This is a genomic window from Acidimicrobiales bacterium, from assembly GCA_041394185.1.
GTDB lineage: Bacteria > Actinomycetota > Acidimicrobiia > Acidimicrobiales > Poriferisodalaceae > JAAETH01.
Map to the genome: position 1 here is coordinate 89,731 of JAWKIQ010000001.1, position 21,502 is coordinate 111,232.

A 21,502-nucleotide genomic window follows, 5' to 3' on the forward strand; every position below is an offset into this window, starting at 1 on the left:
AATGACCGTACGTGTTGGCATCAACGGCTTTGGCCGTATCGGCCGCAACTTCTTCAGGGCCGCCAAGGACCAGGGCGCCGACATCGACTTCGTCGCCGTCAACGACCTGGGCGACAAGGCCACCATGGCTCACCTGCTCAAGTACGACTCGGTGATGCCCAACCTGGCATCCGACATCATCGCCACCGACGATGGCATCTCGGTCGACGGCGATGTTCTGAAGGTCCTGTCCGTGCGCGACCCCAAGGAGCTTCCGTGGGGCGATCTGGGCGTAGATGTGGTCATCGAATCGACCGGCATCTTCACCGACCGTGACAAGGCTGCGATGCATCTCGATGCCGGCGCACCCCTGGTGATCGTGTCCGCACCCTCGGGCGGCGCCGACGCCACCATCGTGTTCGGTGTCAATCACGAGGACTTCGATGCCTCGCAGCACAAGGTCATCTCCAACGCCAGCTGCACCACCAACTGCTTCGTTCCGATGGTCAAGGTGCTCGACGATGCGTTCGGCGTCGAGAAGGGCCTCATGACGACGGTGCACGCTTACACCGGCGACCAGTCGATCGTCGACGGTCCGCACAAGGACCTTCGCCGTGCTCGCGCTGCGGCCGTCAACATCGTTCCGACCTCGACAGGTGCGGCCCGGGCCACGGGCCTGGTTCTGCAGGCGATGCAGGGCAAGCTCGACGGCACGTCGCTGCGCGTGCCCATTCCCGACGGGTCGATCACCGACTTCACTGCCATCCTCAGCAAGGACGTCACCGTCGAAGAGATCAACGCCGCCTACGCCGCCGCGTCGGCCTCGGGTCCTTTGGCTTCGGTGCTCGAGTACAGCGAGGCTCCGCTGGTCAGCTCCGACATCGTGGGCACTCCGTGGAGCTGCACCATCGATGCCGGCATGACCATGGCCATGGGCAACCTCGTCAAGGTCTGTGGCTGGTACGACAACGAGTGGGGCTACTCCAACCGCCTCGTCGACCTCGTCATGCACGCCTGTTCCTGACCGGGTCCAGACATGTCGAACACATTTGACGTGCCGCGCCTCGAGGATCTTCTCGAGGCGCTGGGCGGCGACCTCACCGGCAAGCGCATCCTCGTGCGCACCGACTTCAACGTGCCTCTGCGCGACGGTCAGATCTCCGACGATCTGCGGATTCGCGCCGCCCTGCCCACCATCGAGTGGCTGCAGCAGCACGGAGCCGCGGTGGTGACCGCGTCTCACCTCGGTCGGCCCAAGGGCGAACCCGACCCCAAGTATTCGGTCGCTCCGGTGCGCGAGCGGCTGGCCGAGCTGGCGCCGGGGGTCGAGCTGCTCGAGAACCTGCGTTTCAACGCGGGCGAGACCAGCAACGACCCCGCCTTCGTAGCCGAGCTGGTCAAGGGCTTCGACGGCTATGTCAACGATGCCTTCGGGGCGTCGCATCGGGCCCACGCCTCCATCGTGGGCCCACCCAAGACGCTGCCCAGTGCGGCGGGTCGGCTGCTCGAAAAAGAGGTCGAAGTTCTGGGCGGCATGCGCTCAAACCCCAAGCGGCCGTTCGTGGCCGTCTTGGGCGGGGCCAAGGTCAGCGACAAGATCGGCGTCATCGAGGCCCTCGCCGGCATCGTCGATCAGCTCATCGTGGGCGGCGCCATGTGCTTCACCTTCTTCAAGGCGATGGGCAACTCGGTTGGCAACTCGCTGTGCGAAGACGACCAGGTCGAGGTGGCTCGCAGGTTGCTCGACTCCGATGCTCCGATCCTGCTTCCCAGCGATGTCACGGCTCTGGGCCCCGACGGTGTCGATGTGCGCCAACTGGGCCGCAATCTGCCCGACGGCTGGACTGGCTACGACATCGGCCCGGGCTCAGCTGCCGAGTTCGGCGACGCCGTGATGGACGCGCGAATGGTGTTCTGGAACGGGCCCATGGGCATGTTCGAGGACGACCGTTTCGCCGGCGGCACCAGGGCCGTGGCCCAGGCCATGGCCGACACCCGGGCGTTCACGGTCGTCGGTGGTGGCGACAGCGCTGCTGCCATCGCCCAGTTCGGACTGGCGTCCGAGATCGACCATGTGTCGACCGGCGGGGGAGCCAGCCTCGAGTTGCTCGAGAACGGCGACCTTCCAGGTCTCGAGGCTTTGCGAAACGCCCCGAACCTCGGCTGATCAGCACGAGGCCGAATCGAGGCGCGATCAGAACCGGTAGGCGCTCAGATGGCTGACCGCTGCGAATCCGACGCTGTCAGCAAGGGCTGCCGAGGCGGTGTTGTCGTCGTTGTGCCGGTATAGCGGTTCGATTCGGGAGTCGCGGAGTTCGCCCACAAGGGTCCGCACAGCCGCGGCGCCCACTCCGGCTCGGCGGTGCTCGGCACATACTGCGATGCCTATGTCTCCCCAGCCCACCATGTCGCCCCACGGTTTGGCCCCGGCGTAGGCGATGGGTTCACCGCCGAATCGTACGACTACGGCGTGGTGGTCGGGGTCGTCGAGTTCGATCTCGGCGTCGTCGGCGGCTTCTGGTCCCAACGACTCGACCAGACGCTCGAGCTCTGACCGGTTTTCGGGCGCTGCCGCGTCGAGCGACGCGAACTCGTAGCCGCTCGATAGCGCAGGCGTAGTGTCCGGTGCGCAATCGAGGCGTTGGTCGTCGATCAGAAGCAAACGGGCCGAGCCGACTAGTTCCAGCTCGCGCCGCTGTGCCGCAGCGCGCCATTGTTCGACGGTGCACGCTGTGTCGGGCAGTATCAGCTCGAGGGCTTCGGCGTGGATCGGATCGCACAGCACCACGAGGTGTTCACCAAAGGCGTAGCCGGAAGCGATGTTGGTGTCGCGCCTGTCCTCGCATGCGACGATCGTGCGACCCTTGCTCTGGGAGAGCTCAGGGTCGATCCGCCAGCTTTCGGCAAGGGCCTGCAGGAACAGTTGGCGTTTCATCGGAGCGACGATAAAGCCCGCGTGTCCCGGTAGGCGCTACATTCGCCTTGTGACAAGGCGAATGTTGGTAAGTGGCAACTGGAAGATGCACCTCAATCATTTCGAGGCGATCCAGTTGGTCCAAAAGCTCAGCTACGAGTTGAACGGGCACGACTTCGATGCCGTCGAAGTCACGGTGCACCCGCCGTTCACCGACATCCGATCTGTTCAGACCGTCATCGACGCCGACCGAATGAAGATCGGCTTGGGTGCCCAGAACGTGCACTTCGAGCCCAAGGGCGCCTTTACCGGCGAGGTTTCGCCCGAGATGCTGCAGAAGCTCAACGTGGCTTATGTCATCGTCGGACACAGCGAGCGGCGCCAGTTGTTCGGGGAGTCCGACGAGATAGTCAACAAGAAGGCCAAGGCCGTTCTGAAGAACGAGATGACGCCCATCGTCTGCGTCGGCGAGACCATCGAACAGCGCGATGTCAACCAGCACGAGGCAGTGGTCGAGGCCCAGTTGCGTGCCAGCCTCGCAGGCCTCTCGGCCGAACAACTCGGCGGTCTGGTCGTGGCCTACGAGCCCATCTGGGCCATAGGTACCGGTGCCACCGCAACCTCTGACGATGCCCAGGACATGTGTGCTCACGTGCGCCGGGTCGTCGACGACATCAAGTCCGGAGCGGGCGATTCGGTGCGTGTTCAGTACGGCGGTTCGGTCAAGCCGACGAATGCAAAGGAACTGCTGTCGCGCCCAGACATCGACGGCGCTCTGGTAGGCGGAGCAGCTCTAGAGGCCAACAGTTTCGCTCGCATCGTCCAATACGACCTCGACTCGTGAGTCGCTCGTCGAAATAGACCGTTAACACGTTTGGTCGACACGCCGGCGTGCCCGCGTTATAGGATCCTGCGGCACTAACTCACCGGGGGACGAGGAATGGCATTGGCGACCGACCAGGGCGGCGGGGGATACAGCGGGTGATGGACGAAGGTCGGGTTCTCGACGTTCGCGGTCTCGCCGTCGAGTTCGACACGCCTGACGGCACAGTGTTCGCGGTGAACGGCGTCGACTTCAGCTTGAAGGCCGGCGAGTTCGTCGGAGTGGTCGGCGAGAGCGGTTCTGGCAAGAGCGTGACCATGATGTCGGTGATGCGGCTGATCCCGATGCCGCCCGGCCGCATAGCCGCCGGCACTGCGACCTTCGACGGGCGCGACCTCCTCGACATCGGCCTCGACGAGCTTCGCGAGGTGCGCGGCTCGGAGATCGGCTTCGTGTTCCAAGACCCGATGACGTCGCTGAATCCGGTGCTGTCGATCGGCCGTCAAATTGCCGAACCGTTGAGGCTGCACAAGGGTGCCACCAAGGCCGAGGCTCTCGAGCGGGCGGCCGAGTTGTTGACCCTGGTCGGCATTCCAGATGCTCGCAGCCGCCTGAGGTCGTTTCCGCATGAGCTGTCGGGTGGCATGCGTCAACGTGTGATGATCGCCATCGCGCTGGCGTGCTCACCGCGGCTGCTGTTCGCCGACGAGCCCACGACGGCACTCGACGTCACGGTTCAGGCCCAGATCATCGAGATCGTTCGAGACCTCAGGGAGCGCCTCAACACAGCGATGGTCTGGATCACCCACGATCTGGCGGTGGTGGCTGGTCTGGTCGATCGGGTCATGGTCATGTACGGCGGACGAATCGTCGAGGACGCCGCGGTGCGAGAGCTGTACGCCAACCCCAGCCATCCATACACACAGGGATTGCTCAGCTCCTTGCCCCGCCTGGATCAAAAGGGCCAAGAGCTCGTCAGCATCAAGGGCCAGCCACCGAACCTCACCGCCAAGCCATCGAGTTGTTCGTTCGCTCCGCGGTGTCCTCACGCCTTCGATCGGTGTCACACGGAAATGCCCGAGTTGCAAAGCATCGGCGGGACTCATCGGGTTGCGTGCTGGCTCGATCTAGGCCAGCAGGTTGGCGATAGCTCCAGCTTCGAACGGCCGGTCAGCATTGCGGGGGTTTCCGATGGATGACGCTGTGAACACGGCAGTTCGCCAAACATCAAAGGCCGCCACCGATTCGCAGGTGCTGGTGTCGGTGAAGAACCTCGAGAAACACTTCCCGATTACCAAGGGAATGTTCCGCCGCCAGGTCGGGGCTGTGCGGGCCGTTGATGGTGTCACCTTCGACATCTATCGCGGCGAGACGCTCGGGCTCGTCGGCGAGAGCGGGTCTGGTAAGTCGACCACCGGCCGGGCCCTGATCGACCTCGACCGACCCACCGGTGGCTCCGTGCATTTCGACGGTGTCGACCTGACCGAATTGTCGCGCTCTGAGATGCGGCGTATGCGCACGCGCATGCAGATGGTGTTCCAGAACCCTCACGCATCGCTGAATCCCCGAATGACAGTTGCATCGATCATCGAGGAGCCTCTGCTCGAGCATGGCAGGGGCTCGCGCTCCGAACGGCATCGGCGCGTCGACGACCTGCTCGAGATGGTCGGGTTGCACCCTTCATTCGCCAACCGCTATCCACACGAGTTCTCGGGTGGTCAGAGACAGCGAATCGGCATCGCCAGGGCCATCGCTTTGAACCCCGACTTCATCGTTTGTGACGAGCCCATCGCAGCCCTCGACGTCTCGATCCAGGCCCAGGTGACGAACCTTCTGGAACACCTTCAAGACGAGCTGTCGCTGAGCTACCTGTTCATTTCGCACGACATGAGCATGGTGCGCCACATAGCCGACCGCGTCGCCGTCATGTACTTGGGGCGCATCGTCGAGTTGGCCGAGTGCGATGTCTTGTACAGCCAGCCTCTGCACCCGTATACCCGAGCGCTTCACTCGGCCGTACCCGTGCCCGATCCCGAGGTGGAGGCCAGGCGCGAGCGCATCGTCTTGAAGGGCGATATTCCAAGCCCGGCCAACCCGCCCTCGGGTTGCACCTTCCACACCCGCTGCCAGGCTGCACAGGATCGCTGCCGCACGGAAGTGCCCGAGTGGCGCGAGGTGAAGCCTGGTCACTGGGTGTCGTGTCACTTTGCCCACGAGGAGGGCTGGTGACGGCAGCCAAGTTCTCGTCGAGCCGAAACCTCAACTGGTGGCCGGTCTCGGCAACAATCCGATCAAGCCCGTGCATTGCGCGGGTGGAGGGAGAAACACAATGCAAATGAAACGATTGCTAGCGCTGTTATTTGCGTTCGCACTCATCGCAGCCGCTTGCGGCGACTCGGACGGCGACGACGGCAGCTCTGGCGCGTCGACCACCGAGGCGTCTGGCGGCACCGATGATGGCGGATCGACCGACGACGGCGGTTCCACCGATGATGGCGGTTCCACCGATGATGGCGGTTCCACCGATGATGGCGGTTCCACCGACGACGGCGGCAGCTCGATGATGGCCGGCCAGGGTGGTCAGCTGACCATCCTGCAGTGGCAGGCCCCCTCGCAGGCCAACGCCTACCTGTCGACCGGCACCAAGGACCTGCTCGCAGGCTCGCTCGTTCTCGAGCCCCTGGCCGAGTTCGCACCCGATGGCACCGTTGTCCCGGCCCTGGCGGCAGAGGTTCCGACCGTTGCCAACGGTGGTGTCTCCGAGGACCTCACCACCATCACCTGGACCCTGAAGGAGGGCGTCCTGTGGTCGGACGGCACCCCGCTGACCGCTGACGACGTTCAGTTCAGCTGGGAGTACTGCACCAACGAACTCACGGGCTGCTCGTCCGGCGGTTTCGTCAGCGTGACCAGTGTCGAGGCGATCGACGACCTGACGGTGTTGATCACCTTCGACGGCCCCAAGCCCTATCCGTACGAGCCCTTCGTCGGCTACACCTCGCCGGTCCTCCAGAGGGCGCAGTTCGAGGCGTGCGTCGGTGAGGCAGCACTCGGTTGCTCCGACCAGAACCTGAAGCCAATCGGCACCGGTCCATACATGGTCACCGAACTCCGCCCCGAGGACGTGGTCGTCTACGACTACAACCCGAACTATCGCGGAGCCAGCGAAGGTAAGCCGTTCTTCGGCAGCGTTGTGATCCAGGGCGGCGGCGACGCCGAGGCCTCGGCTCGCTCGGTGCTCGAAATCGGCGAGGCCGACTATGCCTGGAACCACCAGGTTGCACCCGAGATCCTTCTTCCCATGGAGGGCGCGGGCAACGGCCGAATCGTCACCTCGTTCACGGCCAACGTCGAGCACATCAACCTGAACCAGACCAACAACCGCAATGATGCATCGCCGTCGAATTACGACGGCGGGGCCAACCCGAACCCGTTCTTCTTCGACAACCCGACCCTGCACCGCGCGCTTTCGCTCGCCATCAACAGGGACGAGTTGGTCGAGGTCGGCTACGGACCCACGGGTGCGCCCACCTGCAACATGTGGCCGGTCGGCTCGCAGAACAGCACCAACAACGACTGGTGCCTCACCCAGGACATCGACGAGGCCAACCGCCTTCTCGATGAGGCTGGCTACGAGGACTCAGACGGCGACGGCATCCGCAACATGCCCGGTGGCGGCGACAACCTCGAGTTCGACTTCGTCACCTCGACCAACGCGGTGCGCCAGTCGAACCAGGCCCTGATCGAGACCTACTGGGCCGAGATCGGTGTCAAGGCCAACATGAAGAACGAGGACGCAGGCCTGTTCTTCGACGGCACCGGCGCCAGCCCGGTCAACATCTGGAGCTTCTTCACCGATATCGAGATGTTCACCAACGGTTCGACCGGCCCCGACGCCGGTGGCTACCTCAAGAGCTGGATCACCGAGCAGATCCCTGAGGAGTCCAACAACTGGTCGGGTGACAACATCCCGAGGCTCGCCAGCGATGAGTATGACGCCCTGATTGCCCAGATCGCCGTGACGGGTCTCGACGACCCGGGCCTCGATGACCTCGTCATCCAGGCCAACGACATCCTGGTGAACACCGCGATCATCCCCCTGATCCACCGTGGCAACGTGTCTGGCATCTCGAACACCATCGAGGGCTATGGCGATCCCAACGGTTGGGACAGCGAGTACTGGAACGTCGAAGACTGGACTCGCGCCGGTTGATCGACCCTTCCTGATGCCGTGAAAGCCGGGCCCGACACCATCGTCGGGCCCGGCTTCCCGGCCGACCTGTCCGTCTGCGCAGCTCTTGGGGGATCTGATGAGCCGCTACATCCTTCGCAGGGTGCTCTTCGCCATTCCGACGCTGATCGCCATCAGCATGATCATCTTCTTGATCCTGGACTTGGCACCAGGCGACCCCACGAGCAACCTTCCTCTCACGGTTCCGGCCGAAATCCGCGAGCAGATTCGCGAGAACTTGGGTCTGGACGAACCGGTCCCACAGAAGTGGTGGGCCTGGAACAAGCTCATGATGGTCAACGAGACCCTCGAGTTGGCTTCCGACGTCACCGGAACCTGCATCGGTGATTGTGAGAACCGCGCACGAATAGTTTCCTGGTCGTCGAGATCGCCGGCCATGGACATCATCTGGCAACGCCTGCCCCAGACCCTGTGGGTAATGGGCGTCGCCTTCTTCATGGGAACCCTGCTGGCGATTCCGATCGGCATCTACTCGGCGTATCGCCAATATTCGTGGTTCGACAACCTGGGCACGCTGGTCACCATGATCGGGTTCTCGGTGCCCACCTTCTTCACCGGCCTACTGGCCATCGTGGTGTTCAGCGTCAAGCTCAACTGGTTCCCTTCGTTCTACGACTCGACCCACGACGTCTCGCTCACCAGTTGGACCAGTATCTGGATCCAGATCAAACAGCTCTTCATGCCGGTGCTGGTGTTGACACTGTTCAATACGGCGGCCCTCAGCCGCTATACCCGAGCCGCCGTGCTCGACAACCTGCAAGCAGACTTCGTACGCACCGCCAGGGCGAAGGGTGTGGGCGAGCGCAGCGTGGTCTTGACCCATGTGATGCGAAACAGCCTCATCCCGGTCGTGACCCTGATAACGCTGTCGATCCCCGGCATCTTCTCGGGCGCGATCATCACCGAGCAGATCTTCCGCATCAATGGTCTCGGCGCCCTGCTGATCACCTCCATCGGCCAAAACGACGTCCCGATGGTTCAGACGCTGACCTTCATGTTCGCTGTGCTGATCGTCGTGTTCAACATCATCAACGACGTTCTGATCGGCTTCCTGGATCCGAGGATTCGTTATGACTGACCTGAACGAACGTCCCTCACATGTCGAGGACGCCGTCGGCGAAACCGAAGGCGGTGGTCCGGTTGTCGACGTCGCCGTCGAGCGGGCATCACTGGGCGAGCACCGATCGTTGTGGGGAGACGTCTGGCGACAGTTCCGCCGGCACAAGGGTGCGGTAATCGGTTTGGCGGTGCTGACGATCATCGTCGTCGGTGCCGTCCTGGGGCCTTGGCTCTATGGCGTCGACCCCTTCGCCGTCGATGTGCCCAGTCGAAACCAGGGCGCTTCATGGGCGCATCCGATGGGCACAGACAACGTCGGTCGCGACGTCATGGCGCGTGTGCTGCTGGGCGGGCGGATATCGCTGGCGGTCGGCTTCTCGGCGATGCTCGTCGGGCTGCTGGTCGGCACCGCGGTGGGTGTTCTCGCCGGGTTCTTCCGCTGGCTCGATGGCCCGCTGATGCGCTTCACCGACCTGTTCCTGGCTCTCCCGTTGCTGCCGCTGCTGCTGGTCGTGGTGGTCTTCTTCCGCGAGCCGTTGACCGAACGCTTCGGCGACAACATGGGCGTGTTCATTTTGATGGTCACGGTCATCGGGTTGACCAGCTGGATGCAGACGGCCCGCGTGGTGCGAGGCGATGTGCTGGCCATCAAGGAGGAAGAGTTCGTCCAAGCGGCGCGCTCGATAGGCACCCGTCAGCGGCGGTTGATCACCCGCCACATCGTGCCCAACGTGTTGAGCCCGGTGATCGTCGCCGCCTCGCTGGGCGTGGCCAATGCGATCCTGACAGAGTCGGCGCTGTCGTTCCTGGGCCTGGGATTCCCCGAGAAGTTCCCCACGTGGGGCCGGCTGCTGTTCGAGGGCAAGGACTATCTGGCGATCAACGCCTCAAGGGTCATCTGGCCGGGTCTGATGCTGTCGTTGACGATGATGAGCGTCAACTTCATCGGCGACGGCCTTCGTGACGCCCTCGACCCGAAGTTGCGTTCGAAGGGTTGAGTTCGAGATTGCGCCGCTGGAGCACTACTCGGCGGTAACATGGCGGCACCCGCGCCAGGAGATACGACTTTCTGGCGCACCATCAACATGGAGGGACCAACCATGAGCAAAGGGCTCTTGAAGCTCCTTGCGCTGCTATTTGCCTTCTCGATGATCGCCGCGGCTTGCGGCGACAGCGACGAAGACAGTGGTGACGACGAGGGCGCAACAACCACTACCGAGGCCACCGATGATGGTGGCGACGAGACCACCGACACGACGGCGGCTCCTGACGACACCACCGACACCACCGAAGACGGTGGTGAGCCGATGGCCGAGACCGTCGCCTACGGCAACGCCCAGGAGTTCTCCAACTACAACAACGGCCTTGCGTCGTCGAACTCTGTCAAGAACGGCATCGTGCTCAACGAGATCCTTCCCGATCCGTTCTACTTCGCCGGTCCCGGTGGCGGCCTCGTCATGGACGAGGAGCTGATGGACGCCGTCAACGTCCTCAGCACCGACCCGCAGGTGATCGAGTACGTCGTCAACGCCGACGCTGCTTGGTCCGATGGCAACCCCATCGACTGTGACGACTTCTACTTCGCGTGGAAGGCCTACGACGGCACCCAGCTCGAGCTCGACGAAAATGGCGAACCCGCCGTCGACGAAGAGTCCGGCGCAGAGATCCAGCTGTTCCAGGTCACCGGCAACACCGGCTTCGACGTCATCGAGTCGGTCGATTGCTCCGACGATGGCAAGACCATCACCATGACCTACAGCGACGTCTTCGCCGACTGGCGTGCGACCTTCACCGGTCTGATGCCCGCTCACGTCATCGCTGCCCAGGCTGGTGTCGACGACGTTGTTGCCGCCTTCGACAACAACGACCGCGCTGGCATCGAGGCCATGGCCGAGTTCTTCAACAACGGCTGGTCGATGAACCCGGGCGAGCTGCTCCCCGCCGAGCTGATCCCGTCTGGTGACAAGCTCATGCTCGACAGCTGGGAAGCCGGCTCGAGCATCACGCTCGTCCCGAACCCCAACTACTGGGGCACCCCGGCCAACGGCCCGGTCGTGATCCGCTACATCGCTGAAGAGGCTCAGGCCCAGGCTCTCGCCAACGGCGAGATCCACGCCATGGATCCCCAGCCCACGCCTGACCTTCTGGCTCAGCTCCAGGGCATCGACAACGCGGTTGTCGAGTCGGGCTCGCAGTTCGTCTGGGAGCACTTCGACTTCAACTTCAACAACCCGAACCTGGCCATCCGTGAGGTCCGCGAGGCCTTCGCTCTGTGCCTGCCCCGTCAGCAGATGGTGTCGAACCTGATCGTTCCGCTCGATCCCGGCGCAACCATCCTCAACAACCGCTTCAACCAGCAGTTCGAGGATGCCTACGTCGATGCTTCGGGTGGCGCCTTCGACAACGTCGACCTCGAAGCTGCTCAGGCCCTGCTTGACGCTTCGGGCGTGGCTCAGCCCGTCGACATCCGTCTCGGCTGGTTCGACAACGGCGGCAACGCCCGTCGTACCGACCAGGTTGCTCTAACCATCCAGAGCTGCAACCAGATCGGCTTCAACGTCATCGACTCCGGCTCGGAGACCTTCTTCGATGTCGAGCTCGCTGCCAGCGACTGGGATGTCGCCATGTTCGCATGGGCCGGCAGCCCGCTGAAGACCGGCTCGTCCGAGACCTACCGCACCAACGGTGGCCTCAACTTCACCGGCTACGGCAACCCTGACGTCGACGCACTGCTCGACGCCATCAACACCGAACTCGACGCCGCCACTCAGGCCGACCTGGCCAACCAGGTCGACGCCATCCTCTGGGAAGACCTGGTCACCATCCCGGTGTTCAGCTTCCCGGGCGTCGTCGCCTACGTCGACAACATCTCGGGTGTTGTCTTCAACCCGTCGCAGAACGGTCTGACCTGGAACGCCAGCTCCTGGTCAGTGATGTAGCCATAGTGCTAGACACTTGACGTCGTGCGCCGGGCCGCACTCCGCGGCCCGGCGCACCTCGTCTGATCCCAATGTTCTTCTTCATCATTCGCCGCCTTCTCGTATCAATTCCCATCCTGCTCGCTTCGTCATTGCTGACCTTCTGGCTGGTGACGATCTCGGGCGACCCGTTGGCGCAATACCGCCAGTCGACCGACCCCAACCGCGAGCAGACGATGGCCACGGTTCGCCGTCTCCTCGAGCTCGACAGGCCGTTCTTCGAGCGGTACGTCGACTGGCTCGGAGGCCTCTTCCGTGGCGATTTCGGACTCAACCGTGACGGTCAGGATGTCTCGGTGCTGCTCAAACAGGCAGCCGGTACGACCTTCCGCCTGATCATCATCGCCACCATCTTGTCGATCGTCATCGGGCTGCTGGTCGGCATCATCACCGCGGTGCGCCAGTACAGCCTCCTCGACTACACGTCGACGTTCGCCGCCTTCTTGTTCTTCTCACTCCCCGTGTTCTGGCTGGCCGTTCTGCTGAAAGAGTTCGGCGCCATCAAGTTCAACGACTACCTCGAACAGCCCGGCCTATCGGCTACCGGTATCGCCATCTTGTGTCTCCTGAGTGCGTTGATGGCCGCCGGCCTGGTCGGCGGTTCGCTCGCCCGAAGAGCCGCGGGTGGTGCCATCACCGCAGCCGTTGTGGGTGCGATCCTGGTCGTCATCGACGCCACCGACTGGCTCACCAACCCGGGCCTGTCGCCGCTGCTAATCGCCGTGCTCGCGCTGGCATGCGGCGTCCTTGCGGCCATGAGCGTCGCCCCATTGAGCAATCGCCGTGTGGCAGTGGCCGGCGTCGCTGCGGCTCTGGTTGGATTCCTCGGCTCGCTGGTCCTCGACTCGTGGATCGAAGATGCCAGCTGGACCCGGTTGTTCCTTCTATTCGTGTTCTCGTTGACCTCGGGTGCTGCGGTGGGTGTTGCAATAGGCGGCGAGATCGACCGTCGCCCCGCTGCTCAGGCTGGCATGATCGCCACCTTCCTGCTCGGAAGTGTGGTCGTGGTCGACAGGTTCATCTCGGCCTGGAGCCCTGGGCGAACCATCGCCACTATCGATCCCAAGACGCCCAACTTCAGCGGCACCTTCTGGGAGACGATGGTCGACTACGCGGGGCACCAGATCCTGCCCTCGCTCGCACTGGCCCTGATCGGGTTCGCGTCCTACATGCGCTTCACCCGGGCCTCCATGCTCGAGACGCTCAACTCCGACTATGTGCGCACGGCCAAGGCCAAGGGCCTGCCGGCCACCCAGGTGGTGATGCGGCACGCGTTCCGCACCGCCTTGATCCCTGTGATGACGGTCATCACCATCAGCTTCGCCACCGCCATCGAGGGTGCCGTCATCACCGAGCGGGTGTTCAACTGGCGGGGGATGGGCTCGTTGTTCATCACCGGGCTCAACAACATCGACCCATATCCCATCATGGCCTTCCTGGTCGTGGTGTCTCTTTCGATCGTGCTGCTGAACGCCGTGGCCGACATCATGTACGCCTACCTAGACCCGAGGATCCGTCGATGACAGGCGATATGGGTGCCTACAGGGTCAACAATCGAGTTGCCTCCGAGGGGCCGGCCGGTGGCTCCGAGTCGTCGGGCCCAGTCGATCGTGAGTTCACGGTCGAGGCGCGCACCCAGCGCCAGATGGTCATCTCGCGGTTCTTCCATCACCGCCTGGCCATGATCAGTCTGGCGGTGCTGATCTTCATCGTGATGTTGGCGTTCGTGGGCCTGCGACTGTGGAAGCACGACTACAACTTTGCAGGCATCGTCGAGAACGGCGGCCGTCCCACGCTCGATGCCATCCCCTGGCTCGATGGTGATGGGGTGATGCTCGGCGAGCATCCCTTCGGCCAGGACAACATCGGCCGCGACTACTTTGCCGTCACCCTCCGCGGCGCCCAGCAGAGCATCATCATCGCCACGGTGGCCGGTGTCATCGCAACCGTCATCGGTACCGTCGTCGGTGGCTTGGCCGGCTTCTATCGCGGTTGGGTCGACAACGTGCTGATGCGCTTCGTCGACGTGTTGTTCACCATCCCGCTGCTGCTGGTGGCTGCTGTGCTCGGCCGCACCTTCGACAGCAAGAGCATCTTCGTGTTGGCGCTCATCATCGCGTTGGCGTCCTGGCTATCTACGTCGCGCGTCATACGTGCCGAGTTCATGTCGCTGCGCGAGAAAGAGTTCGTCGAGGCTGCCCGGGCCCTGGGCGCCACCAACTCGCGCATCATGTGGAAACACATCCTGCCCAACGTCATCGGTTCGGTGATCGTGTTCGCCACCCTGCTGATCTCGGCAGCCATCCTGGTCGAGACGGCGCTTTCGTACCTGGGCTTGGGCGTCAGCGGTTCGGACTGGTCGCTAGGAAAGCAGGTGTCTCAGTACCAATCGGCTTTCAACACCAGGCCCTGGCTCTTCTGGTGGCCCGGCATGTTCATCGTGACCATCGCCTTGTGCATCAACTTCATCGGTGACGGCCTGCGCGATGCCTTCGACGCCCGCCAGAATCGGGTTCGCCAGTGACCACAACTCAAGGCGCTTCCTCGGCCGACAACGGGCGGGCCGACGAGCTGTTGCTGTCGGTCGAGAACCTTCACGTTTCGTTCCCTTCCGAAGATGGCCTCGTGCTCGCCGTTCGCGGCGTTTCCTACGAGCTGCGCCGCAACGAGGTCTTCGGCATCGTCGGCGAATCGGGCTCTGGTAAGTCGGTCTCGCAGATGGCCCTCATGGGACTGTTGCCTCGCACCGCTCGTATCAGCGGCAGCGCCGTGTTCCGCGGCAATCAGCTCCTGGGCCGCCCCGACCGTGAGGTGCGCAAGTTTCGCGGCAACGACATTTCGATGATCTTCCAAGATCCGATGACGTCGCTGAACCCGGTGTACACGATCGGCTACCAGCTCGCCGAGATCGTGAGGGCCCACAACCACATCTCTCCCAAGGCAGCCAAGGCCCTTGCGATCGAGGCCTTGGCGACGGTTGGTATTCCCCAGCCGAGACAGCGCGCCGACGCCTATCCACACGAGTTCTCCGGCGGTATGCGCCAGCGGGTCATGATCGCGATGGCGATGATGAACAACCCCGACATCATCATCGCCGACGAGCCCACCACAGCCCTCGACGTGACGGTGCAAGCCCAGGTTCTCGAGACTCTCATGTCGGTCAAAGAGGAGCTGGGCGCAGCCATCATCTTGATCACCCACGACCTGGGGGTCGTCGCCGGAATGGCCGACCGGGTCGCAGTCATGTACGGCGGCCGTTTCGTCGAACGCGGTGACGTCGAGCAGATCTACGAAGCCCCTCGTATGCCCTATACCAAGGGCCTTCTGGGTGCGATCCCGACCCTTCAGGGCGGCCAAGAGGTGCTCACACCCATCCCGGGAACCCCGCCCAGCTTGGTCAACCCACCAGACGGTTGCCCGTTCACGCCTCGGTGCAGCTTTGCCATCGATCGCTGCAGCGTCACCGAACCCGAACTCGAAGAGACCGATCAGCCCGGCCATCTGTCTGCGTGCCACCGCTGGACCGACCTGGCCCAGATGCAGGCCGCCGAGACCGCCCAGGCCGCGCAGGGTGGTGACGACCGATGAATGCCGACGTGCCGCCAATCGTCGAGGTCACCGATCTCGTCAAAGAGTTCCCGGTGATGTCGGGTGGCCTGGTCCGCCGGCAGGTCGGCAAGGTGCATGCGGTGTCCGGCATCACCTTCGACGTACACCCCGGCGAGACGCTGGGGCTCGTCGGTGAATCGGGTTCGGGGAAGAGCACCGCGGGCCGTGCGATCTTGCAACTCCACGAGCCGACGTCGGGCTCGGTCAAGTACAAGGGCCGCGAGCTTGTGGGTCTGGGCAAGCGCGAGCTTCGCGAGATCCGCCGCGAAGTCCAGATGGTGTTCCAGGACCCATACGCCTCGCTCAACCCGAAGATGCCGGTCAACGACATCGTCGCCGAACCGCTGGTGATCCACGAGAAGGTCTCCACCAAGGAGCGCCTCGACAGGGTCGCCACACTGCTCGAGGATGTCGGCCTGCGGCCCGAGCACGGCAACCGTTACCCTCACGAGTTCTCAGGCGGCCAGCGACAGCGCATCGGCATCGCACGAGCGTTGGCCCTCGACCCCGGTTTCATAGTCCTGGACGAGCCGGTGTCTGCCCTCGACGTCAGCGTCCAGGCCGGGGTCATCAACCTGCTCGAGCGTCTTCAGGACGAGCGCAACATCGCCTTCTTGTTCATCGCCCACGATCTGTCGGTGGTGCGTCACGTCTCCGACCGGGTCGCAGTGATGTACCTGGGCAAGATCGTCGAGCTGGCCTCCAAACAGACGCTCTACGACGCCCCGTCTCACCCCTACACCAAGGCGCTGATGTCTGCGGTGCCGATCCCGTCGCCCGCCCTCGAGCGCCAGCGCAACCGCATTGTTCTCGAGGGCGACATTCCCTCGCCCGTCGATCCTCCCAGCGGTTGTCGTTTCCGCACTCGCTGTTATCGCGCCTCCGACATATGCGCCGTCGAGGAGCCTCCTCTGCTGGAACGTCAGCCCGGCCAGTTCTCGGCGTGTCACCATCCCTTGGCACCCGGCGAGGAAGTCTCCGTCTCGATCGGATCGTTCGCCCGCGACGGGCTCTGATGCCCGGCCTGGCCGAGCCCGGGTCTGGTCGAAGCCGCACTGTGGTCCTTCACTCATCCTGGACGGGCATCGTCTTGTCGTCGATCGGAGCTGTCGCCGCGCTCACTGCTGCCGTGCTGCTGACAGTTGCGCACGGCCTCGATTTGTGGACTCTGGGCGGGCTGGTGGTCGCGATCGGCTTCGGGGCCATCGTGTTGCTCGACATGCCCATCGCCTGTCACTTCGGCCACGACGGCGTTTATCGGCGAGCCGTTCTGCGCACGCACCACCTGCCGTATGCCTCGATCGATCGGTTGTCGAGGGTCAGGGCCGGCGTGCTGCGGACCCGACGCGATGTCACGGGCGGAGGGCTCGTGGCCAAGTCGGGCTGGCGCAGCTACACGCTGGTCGATCGCATGGAAAGCGCGCTCGAGTTCGACGTCGTGGTGTCGGTGATGGGCGAGTGGGCCGAGGTGCTCGGCCTGGGAGAACACCAGAGGCCGCCCCAGGGGCGGACACCTACTTGGATGTATCGCCGACGTCTATGGCGGCCCGATTCGGCTTCGTGACACAGTCGAAGCGAGATTGTGCCGATCGCGCCCGAAACGGTCGCCGGGCTGTTACGGTTTCACCCCATGCTCACGTGGATCATCGGGATTCTGCACTTCTTGTCGGCCATCACCATGGTCGGTCTCGTGCTGCTGCATTCTGGCAAGGGCGGTGGCGTGTCCGACATGTTCGGTGGTTCGGTTGGCTCCACTGCGGCCGGCTCTACCGTGGCCGAGAAGAACCTCGACCGCATCACCATCCTCGCCGCCACCACCTTCGCGTTCACCACCGTCAGCCTCGGCCTCCTGCTCGCCTGATGCTGCCGGCATCGCCATGAACGATGCCGCCGACCGCGCTCTTCGCGACGACATCGGCCGCCTGGCCGCCTCCTGGGCGAAACCCTCGTGCGACAAGAGGGTCAGGGTTTTCTGACCTTCGTCGAGCAGATTCGCCTCGTCGCACGCCAGGTGCGCGACCAGTCCTCGTCTGTGACAGAGGCCGATCTGGAGTGGCGCCTGGGCGAGGTTTCCGATGTCGAGGCGATACTGCTGGTGCGGGCGTTCACGATGTACTTCCACCTGGCCAATGTCGCCGAGCAGGTACACCGTGTGCCCGGGCTGCGCGAGCGCACCGGCGACCGCGGCCGCTTCGCCGAGGTCCTAGACCGCATCGTCGAGTCTGGCGTCTCGAAATCAGACCTGGCCGATCTGCTGGCCAGGACCACAGTCAAGCCGGTGTTCACCGCCCACCCGACCGAGGCCAGCCGTCGCTCGGTCCTGGACAAGCGTTTCGAGATTCGGGGCTTGCTCGAGCAACGGATGCTGGCAGACGGGCTCGAACAAGCCCGCATCGATCGTCGGATCGCAGAGCTGATCGAGTCGTTATGGCAAACAGACGAGATCCGCACCGCCAAACCAACACCGGTCGACGAAGCGAGGTCGGTGTTGTACTACGTCGAGCAGTTGATAGTCGACGCGCTGCCCGACTTCCTCGACGACGTGGCCGCCGCGGTGTCGGCCCACGGCATCGATCTGGCGCCCGACACCTCGGTTGTGCGTTTCGGAAGCTGGGTTGGTGGTGACCGCGACGGCAACCCCTTCGTGACGCCTGAGATAACCGAGTCGGTCGTCGAGATGCAGCGTTCGCGGGCCATGCGGGTGCTGGTCGCCGAACTCGAATCGCTGGCGTCAGAGCTCTCGACCGCTCAGCTGATACGGCCGGTGTCTGATGAGGTGAGCCGACGACTCGGCGAGTACGAATCGATGATGCCCGCGGTGAGGGCCGGGTTCAGCCAGGTGACCCTGGGCGAGCCCTACCGCATGCTCGTCACCTACATGCACCGGCGCATAGAGCTCGCTTCCTCGAATCCTTCACATGGCGCCGCCTATTCCACCGCCCACGAGCTGGCCGACGACCTGGCCGTGATCCACAGGTCGTTGATGTCCAATCGTGGCGAGCGCATTGCCAACGGTCGTGTGGCCCGGCTGATGCGTTTGGTGGCCACGATCGGATTCCATCTGGTCTCGCTGGACATCCGCCAACATGCAGAAAAGCACCACGAGGCCATCGCCGAGTTGCTCGACGACGTCGGCATCGACTATCCAACCGACGCAGCGTCACGAGCTGAGCTGTTGGCCCACGAGCTGGCCGGGCGCAGGCCGCTTTCGCCTCCGGGCCCTGCCGGCCAGGTCGGCGAGACTTTGGCGCTGTTCCACACCCTTCGCCGGCTGAAGGACAATCTCGGCGACGAGGCCGCCCAGAGCTACATCATCTCCATGACCCGCACGACGGCCGACGTCTTGGCCCCGGCGGTGCTGGCGCGCGAGGCCGGCCTGGTCGACGTGCCGCGCGGCGTCGCGAGACTGGGTTTTGTGCCGCTGTTCGAGACCATCGACGACCTGCGGGGCATCGGCGGCACCATGTCAGAGCTGCTGTCGTGCCAGCCCTATCGCGAACTCGTGCGACTTCGCGGCGACCACCAAGAGGTCATGGTCGGCTACAGCGACTCGAACAAGGATGGTGGCATCGCCACCTCTCAATGGGAGATCCACAAGGCCCTCAGAACCCTCAGTGACACCTGCAGGCGCTTCGGCGTGTCGCTGACCGTGTTTCACGGCCGCGGTGGCACCATCGGACGCGGCGGTGGACCTACAGCGGCTTCGATTCTCTCGCAGCCCGCGGGTGTGCTGGATGGTTCGGTCAAGTCCACCGAACAAGGTGAGGTCATCGCCGACAAGTACGGCCAACCTCAGTTGGCCCGACGAAACCTCGACCTGTCGGTGTCGGCGGTGGTCGAGGCCTCGCTGGCCCATCGCGAGTCGCGCGTCGGTGCCGATCTGCACGAACGCTGGGACCCGGTGATGGAGCTGGTCTCGCAGACGGCCTATTCGTCCTATCGCGAGTTCGTGTCATCAGATGGGTTGGTCGAATATTTCCTGGGGTCGACGCCCGTAGAGGAACTGGCCGCACTGAACATCGGATCGCGTCCGTCGCGACGCAGGGGCGGGTCAGGGTTGGGTGATCTGCGGGCCATTCCGTGGGTGTTCGGCTGGACCCAGTCCCGTCAGATCATTCCCGGTTGGTTCGGTGTGGGCTCGGGCCTCGGAGCCGCCATCGATGCCGGTCACCTCGGCGAGCTACAGGCCATGTACGAGGGATGGCCGTTCTTCACCACCTTCCTTTCCAACGTCGAGATGACGCTGGCCAAGACCGACCTATCGATCGCCAGGCGATACGTCGAGCGCCTGGTCGAACCGTCGCTGCGTTCTTTGTTCGACGTCGTCGCCGCCGAGTTCGACCGCACGACCAGCAACGTGGTCGCCGTCAAGCAGGCACCGCTGCTAGACGACCTTCCCGTGCTGCGGCGCACCCTCGACGTGCGCGACAACTATCTGGCACCGCTGAACCTGATGCAGCTGCACCTGCTCGATCGGCGGCGCAACTCACACGACCTGCAAGCCGATGCGGCTCGGCGCATCGAGCGTGCTCTGCTGCTCAGCGTCAACGGTGTGGCGGCCGGGCTGCGCAACACTGGCTAGGCGCCGGCACGGGGCCCATCACTCGGGCACTGCCTCGAACCCCACGGCTGCGGCCTCTATTGCGTGGTCGATGTCGGCTGCGGTGTGAGCCGCCGACAGGAACCAGTTGAGGAATGGGTGGAATATGGCGCCGGCCCCGGCGGCCGCGCGCGAAAAGGCGCGCACCTTCGACTTGTCGGCGTCGTCGTCGAACAGCAGCGTGGGCATGGTCACTGGCCCCGACAGGACTATTCGTTGACCGGCGGCCGTTGCGGCTTCGGACAGTCCGGCGCACAGCCTGGTGCCCATGTCTGTGATGTGCGAGAAGGCGTCGTCGCGCTCGTAAACGTCCAACGTCGCTATGGCAGCGGCCATCGGGGCGGCCTCGAACATGTAGGTCGATGTGAACATGATGCGCCTGGCCGCTGCCCGCAGCTCCTGTCTGCCCAACAGCGCCGAGATCGAGTGCCCGTTGCCCAGCGCCTTTCCGAGAGCGATCAGGTCTGGTTCGATCCCCAGCAGCCGGTGCGACCCTTGCGGGTGCAGCCTGAACCCGTGTCTCACGTCGTCGAACACGACCAGAACTCCCCAGCGGTTGCGAACCTCGGCCATTGCGGCGACGAAGTCCTCGCTGGCGTCGACGGTTGGTGCCGCCGGCGTTTGGTCGAGGGGATTCACGACGATGGCCGCAAAGGCGTCAGGGTGGGCGGCGACGTGGTCGACCAGTTCTTGGGCCCCGTTCCATGGCAGGCGGTGAACGTCGCCTGTTATGGCGGTCAACGGGCCCTCGGGGGTGCCGACGGCCAGTTCTGGGTCGTTGCCGTGGTAGGCGCGGGCGAAACCGATCAGTTGGGTGCGGCCGGTGTGCTGACGAGCCACCCTGGCTCCCAGGCTGACCACCTCCGAGCCGTTCTTGGACACGACGCCCCAGTTCATCTGGGGCCACGATCCGAGTAGTCGCTCGACAACCTCGACCAGCACCGGCGGGAACAGGCTGGCCGTCGTCAGCCGCGAGCGCATCTCGTCGGCGGCTGCTTCGACCTCGGGATGGCGATACCCCAGTATGTTCGGGCCATTCGCGGCCAGGAAGTCGACATATCGTCGCCCGTCGGCGTCGACCACGTGGCATCCCTGGGCCGCAGCGATGAAGCCCGGCAGCACCCCACGTCCGGCCATGTCGGCGCTACGCGAGCGATAGATGCCGCCGCCCGGCAACACTCGGTCGGCGCGATTCCAGAGGTCGCGTCCGGCCGGCCCGTCGACGGGGTTCGGATCTCGATACACCATCACCGGCTCCGGTCGCTCGGGCACCTACGTCGGGTCGAGT

The 21,502-nt window shown here is 64.1% G+C and carries 18 protein-coding genes; 16 read left to right on the forward strand and 2 right to left on the reverse strand.

Features of this window, described 5'->3' with window-relative positions; all coding sequences use genetic code 11:
- The first annotated feature begins 1 nt into the window (after window position 1).
- Together gap and R2770_00455 are read left to right on the forward strand one after the other, a co-directional pair.
- Window positions 2-1,003 (forward strand): type I glyceraldehyde-3-phosphate dehydrogenase, encoded by a 1,002-nt coding sequence (gene gap, locus R2770_00450; protein MEZ5278916.1) that lies wholly within the window; start codon window positions 2-4, stop codon window positions 1,001-1,003.
- A gap of 12 nt (window positions 1,004-1,015) precedes the next feature.
- A complete protein-coding gene (locus R2770_00455; GenBank protein MEZ5278917.1) occupies window positions 1,016-2,146 on the forward strand; it encodes a phosphoglycerate kinase in 1,131 nt (376 codons plus the stop codon).
- Between the two features lie 27 nt (window positions 2,147-2,173).
- Here the strand turns inward: R2770_00455 and R2770_00460 are convergent, their stop codons facing one another.
- Window positions 2,174-2,914, reverse strand: coding sequence for a GNAT family N-acetyltransferase (locus R2770_00460; GenBank protein MEZ5278918.1), 741 nt, complete (start codon window positions 2,912-2,914; stop codon window positions 2,174-2,176).
- Window positions 2,915-2,963: 49 nt separating this feature from the next.
- Here R2770_00460 and tpiA point away from each other — a divergent pair, with 49 nt between their 5' ends.
- The 14 genes from tpiA to ppc all read left to right on the forward strand — a co-directional run bounded on the left by tpiA (window position 2,964) and on the right by ppc (window position 20,196).
- The gene (gene tpiA, locus R2770_00465; protein ID MEZ5278919.1) at window positions 2,964-3,737 is read left to right on the forward strand and encodes a triose-phosphate isomerase; all 774 of its coding nucleotides are present in this window, start codon (window positions 2,964-2,966) and stop codon (window positions 3,735-3,737) included.
- 140 nt (window positions 3,738-3,877) lie between these two features.
- Complete coding sequence (locus tag R2770_00470; protein MEZ5278920.1) at window positions 3,878-4,915, forward strand: ABC transporter ATP-binding protein; 1,038 nt, start codon at window positions 3,878-3,880, stop codon at window positions 4,913-4,915.
- A gap of 4 nt (window positions 4,916-4,919) precedes the next feature.
- Complete coding sequence (locus tag R2770_00475) at window positions 4,920-5,945, forward strand: dipeptide ABC transporter ATP-binding protein (protein ID MEZ5278921.1); 1,026 nt, start codon at window positions 4,920-4,922, stop codon at window positions 5,943-5,945.
- 106 nt (window positions 5,946-6,051) lie between these two features.
- Window positions 6,052-7,929 (forward strand): peptide ABC transporter substrate-binding protein, encoded by a 1,878-nt coding sequence (locus tag R2770_00480; GenBank protein ID MEZ5278922.1) that lies wholly within the window; start codon window positions 6,052-6,054, stop codon window positions 7,927-7,929.
- A gap of 97 nt (window positions 7,930-8,026) precedes the next feature.
- Window positions 8,027-9,046, forward strand: a complete 1,020-nt coding sequence (locus R2770_00485; GenBank protein ID MEZ5278923.1) for an ABC transporter permease — start codon at window positions 8,027-8,029, stop codon at window positions 9,044-9,046.
- Entirely contained in the window at window positions 9,039-10,025 is a 987-nt protein-coding gene (locus R2770_00490; GenBank protein MEZ5278924.1) for an ABC transporter permease, read from the forward strand. The genes R2770_00485 and R2770_00490 overlap by 8 nt, the downstream gene beginning before the upstream one ends.
- A 102-nt stretch (window positions 10,026-10,127) precedes the next feature.
- Window positions 10,128-11,966, forward strand: a complete 1,839-nt coding sequence (locus R2770_00495; protein MEZ5278925.1) for an ABC transporter family substrate-binding protein — start codon at window positions 10,128-10,130, stop codon at window positions 11,964-11,966.
- A gap of 71 nt (window positions 11,967-12,037) precedes the next feature.
- Window positions 12,038-13,528, forward strand: coding sequence for an ABC transporter permease (locus R2770_00500; GenBank protein MEZ5278926.1), 1,491 nt, complete (start codon window positions 12,038-12,040; stop codon window positions 13,526-13,528).
- Entirely contained in the window at window positions 13,525-14,529 is a 1,005-nt protein-coding gene (locus R2770_00505) for an ABC transporter permease (GenBank protein ID MEZ5278927.1), read from the forward strand. The genes R2770_00500 and R2770_00505 overlap by 4 nt, the downstream gene beginning before the upstream one ends.
- Window positions 14,526-15,593 carry an ABC transporter ATP-binding protein gene (locus R2770_00510; protein ID MEZ5278928.1) on the forward strand — a complete coding sequence of 356 codons (1,068 nt, stop codon included), beginning with the start codon at window positions 14,526-14,528 and terminating at the stop codon, window positions 15,591-15,593. The genes R2770_00505 and R2770_00510 overlap by 4 nt, the downstream gene beginning before the upstream one ends.
- Window positions 15,590-16,630 (forward strand): ATP-binding cassette domain-containing protein, encoded by a 1,041-nt coding sequence (locus R2770_00515; GenBank protein MEZ5278929.1) that lies wholly within the window; start codon window positions 15,590-15,592, stop codon window positions 16,628-16,630. Before R2770_00510 ends, R2770_00515 begins: the two co-directional genes overlap by 4 nt.
- Complete coding sequence (locus tag R2770_00520) at window positions 16,630-17,178, forward strand: hypothetical protein (GenBank protein MEZ5278930.1); 549 nt, start codon at window positions 16,630-16,632, stop codon at window positions 17,176-17,178. Before R2770_00515 ends, R2770_00520 begins: the two co-directional genes overlap by 1 nt.
- Before the next feature lie 66 nt (window positions 17,179-17,244).
- A complete protein-coding gene (gene secG / locus R2770_00525) occupies window positions 17,245-17,475 on the forward strand; it encodes a preprotein translocase subunit SecG (GenBank protein ID MEZ5278931.1) in 231 nt (76 codons plus the stop codon).
- Between the two features lie 72 nt (window positions 17,476-17,547).
- Window positions 17,548-20,196 carry a phosphoenolpyruvate carboxylase gene (gene ppc / locus R2770_00530; protein MEZ5278932.1) on the forward strand — a complete coding sequence of 883 codons (2,649 nt, stop codon included), beginning with the start codon at window positions 17,548-17,550 and terminating at the stop codon, window positions 20,194-20,196.
- Window positions 20,197-20,214: 18 nt separating this feature from the next.
- Here ppc and R2770_00535 read toward each other — a convergent pair whose 3' ends face one another.
- On the reverse strand, window positions 20,215-21,486 hold the full coding sequence (locus R2770_00535; protein MEZ5278933.1) for an aminotransferase class III-fold pyridoxal phosphate-dependent enzyme: 1,272 nt from the start codon (window positions 21,484-21,486) through the stop codon (window positions 20,215-20,217).
- Window positions 21,487-21,502: the final 16 nt, after the last annotated feature.

Excerpts from the sequence above, each read along its gene's own strand:
- gap (MEZ5278916.1), top strand. The coding sequence starts at position 2 with ATGACCGTACGTGTTGGCATCAACGGCTTTGGCCGTATCGGCCGCAAC.
- R2770_00455 (MEZ5278917.1), top strand. The coding sequence starts at position 1,016 with ATGTCGAACACATTTGACGTGCCGCGCCTCGAGGATCTTCTCGAGGCG.
- R2770_00460 (MEZ5278918.1), bottom strand. The coding sequence starts at position 2,914 with ATGAAACGCCAACTGTTCCTGCAGGCCCTTGCCGAAAGCTGGCGGATC.
- R2770_00470 (MEZ5278920.1), top strand. The coding sequence starts at position 3,878 with ATGGACGAAGGTCGGGTTCTCGACGTTCGCGGTCTCGCCGTCGAGTTC.
- R2770_00480 (MEZ5278922.1), top strand. The coding sequence starts at position 6,052 with ATGAAACGATTGCTAGCGCTGTTATTTGCGTTCGCACTCATCGCAGCC.
- R2770_00485 (MEZ5278923.1), top strand. The coding sequence starts at position 8,027 with ATGAGCCGCTACATCCTTCGCAGGGTGCTCTTCGCCATTCCGACGCTG.
- R2770_00490 (MEZ5278924.1), top strand. The coding sequence starts at position 9,039 with ATGACTGACCTGAACGAACGTCCCTCACATGTCGAGGACGCCGTCGGC.
- R2770_00495 (MEZ5278925.1), top strand. The coding sequence starts at position 10,128 with ATGAGCAAAGGGCTCTTGAAGCTCCTTGCGCTGCTATTTGCCTTCTCG.
- R2770_00500 (MEZ5278926.1), top strand. The coding sequence starts at position 12,038 with ATGTTCTTCTTCATCATTCGCCGCCTTCTCGTATCAATTCCCATCCTG.
- R2770_00505 (MEZ5278927.1), top strand. The coding sequence starts at position 13,525 with ATGACAGGCGATATGGGTGCCTACAGGGTCAACAATCGAGTTGCCTCC.
- R2770_00515 (MEZ5278929.1), top strand. The coding sequence starts at position 15,590 with ATGAATGCCGACGTGCCGCCAATCGTCGAGGTCACCGATCTCGTCAAA.
- R2770_00520 (MEZ5278930.1), top strand. The coding sequence starts at position 16,630 with ATGCCCGGCCTGGCCGAGCCCGGGTCTGGTCGAAGCCGCACTGTGGTC.
- secG (MEZ5278931.1), top strand. The coding sequence starts at position 17,245 with ATGCTCACGTGGATCATCGGGATTCTGCACTTCTTGTCGGCCATCACC.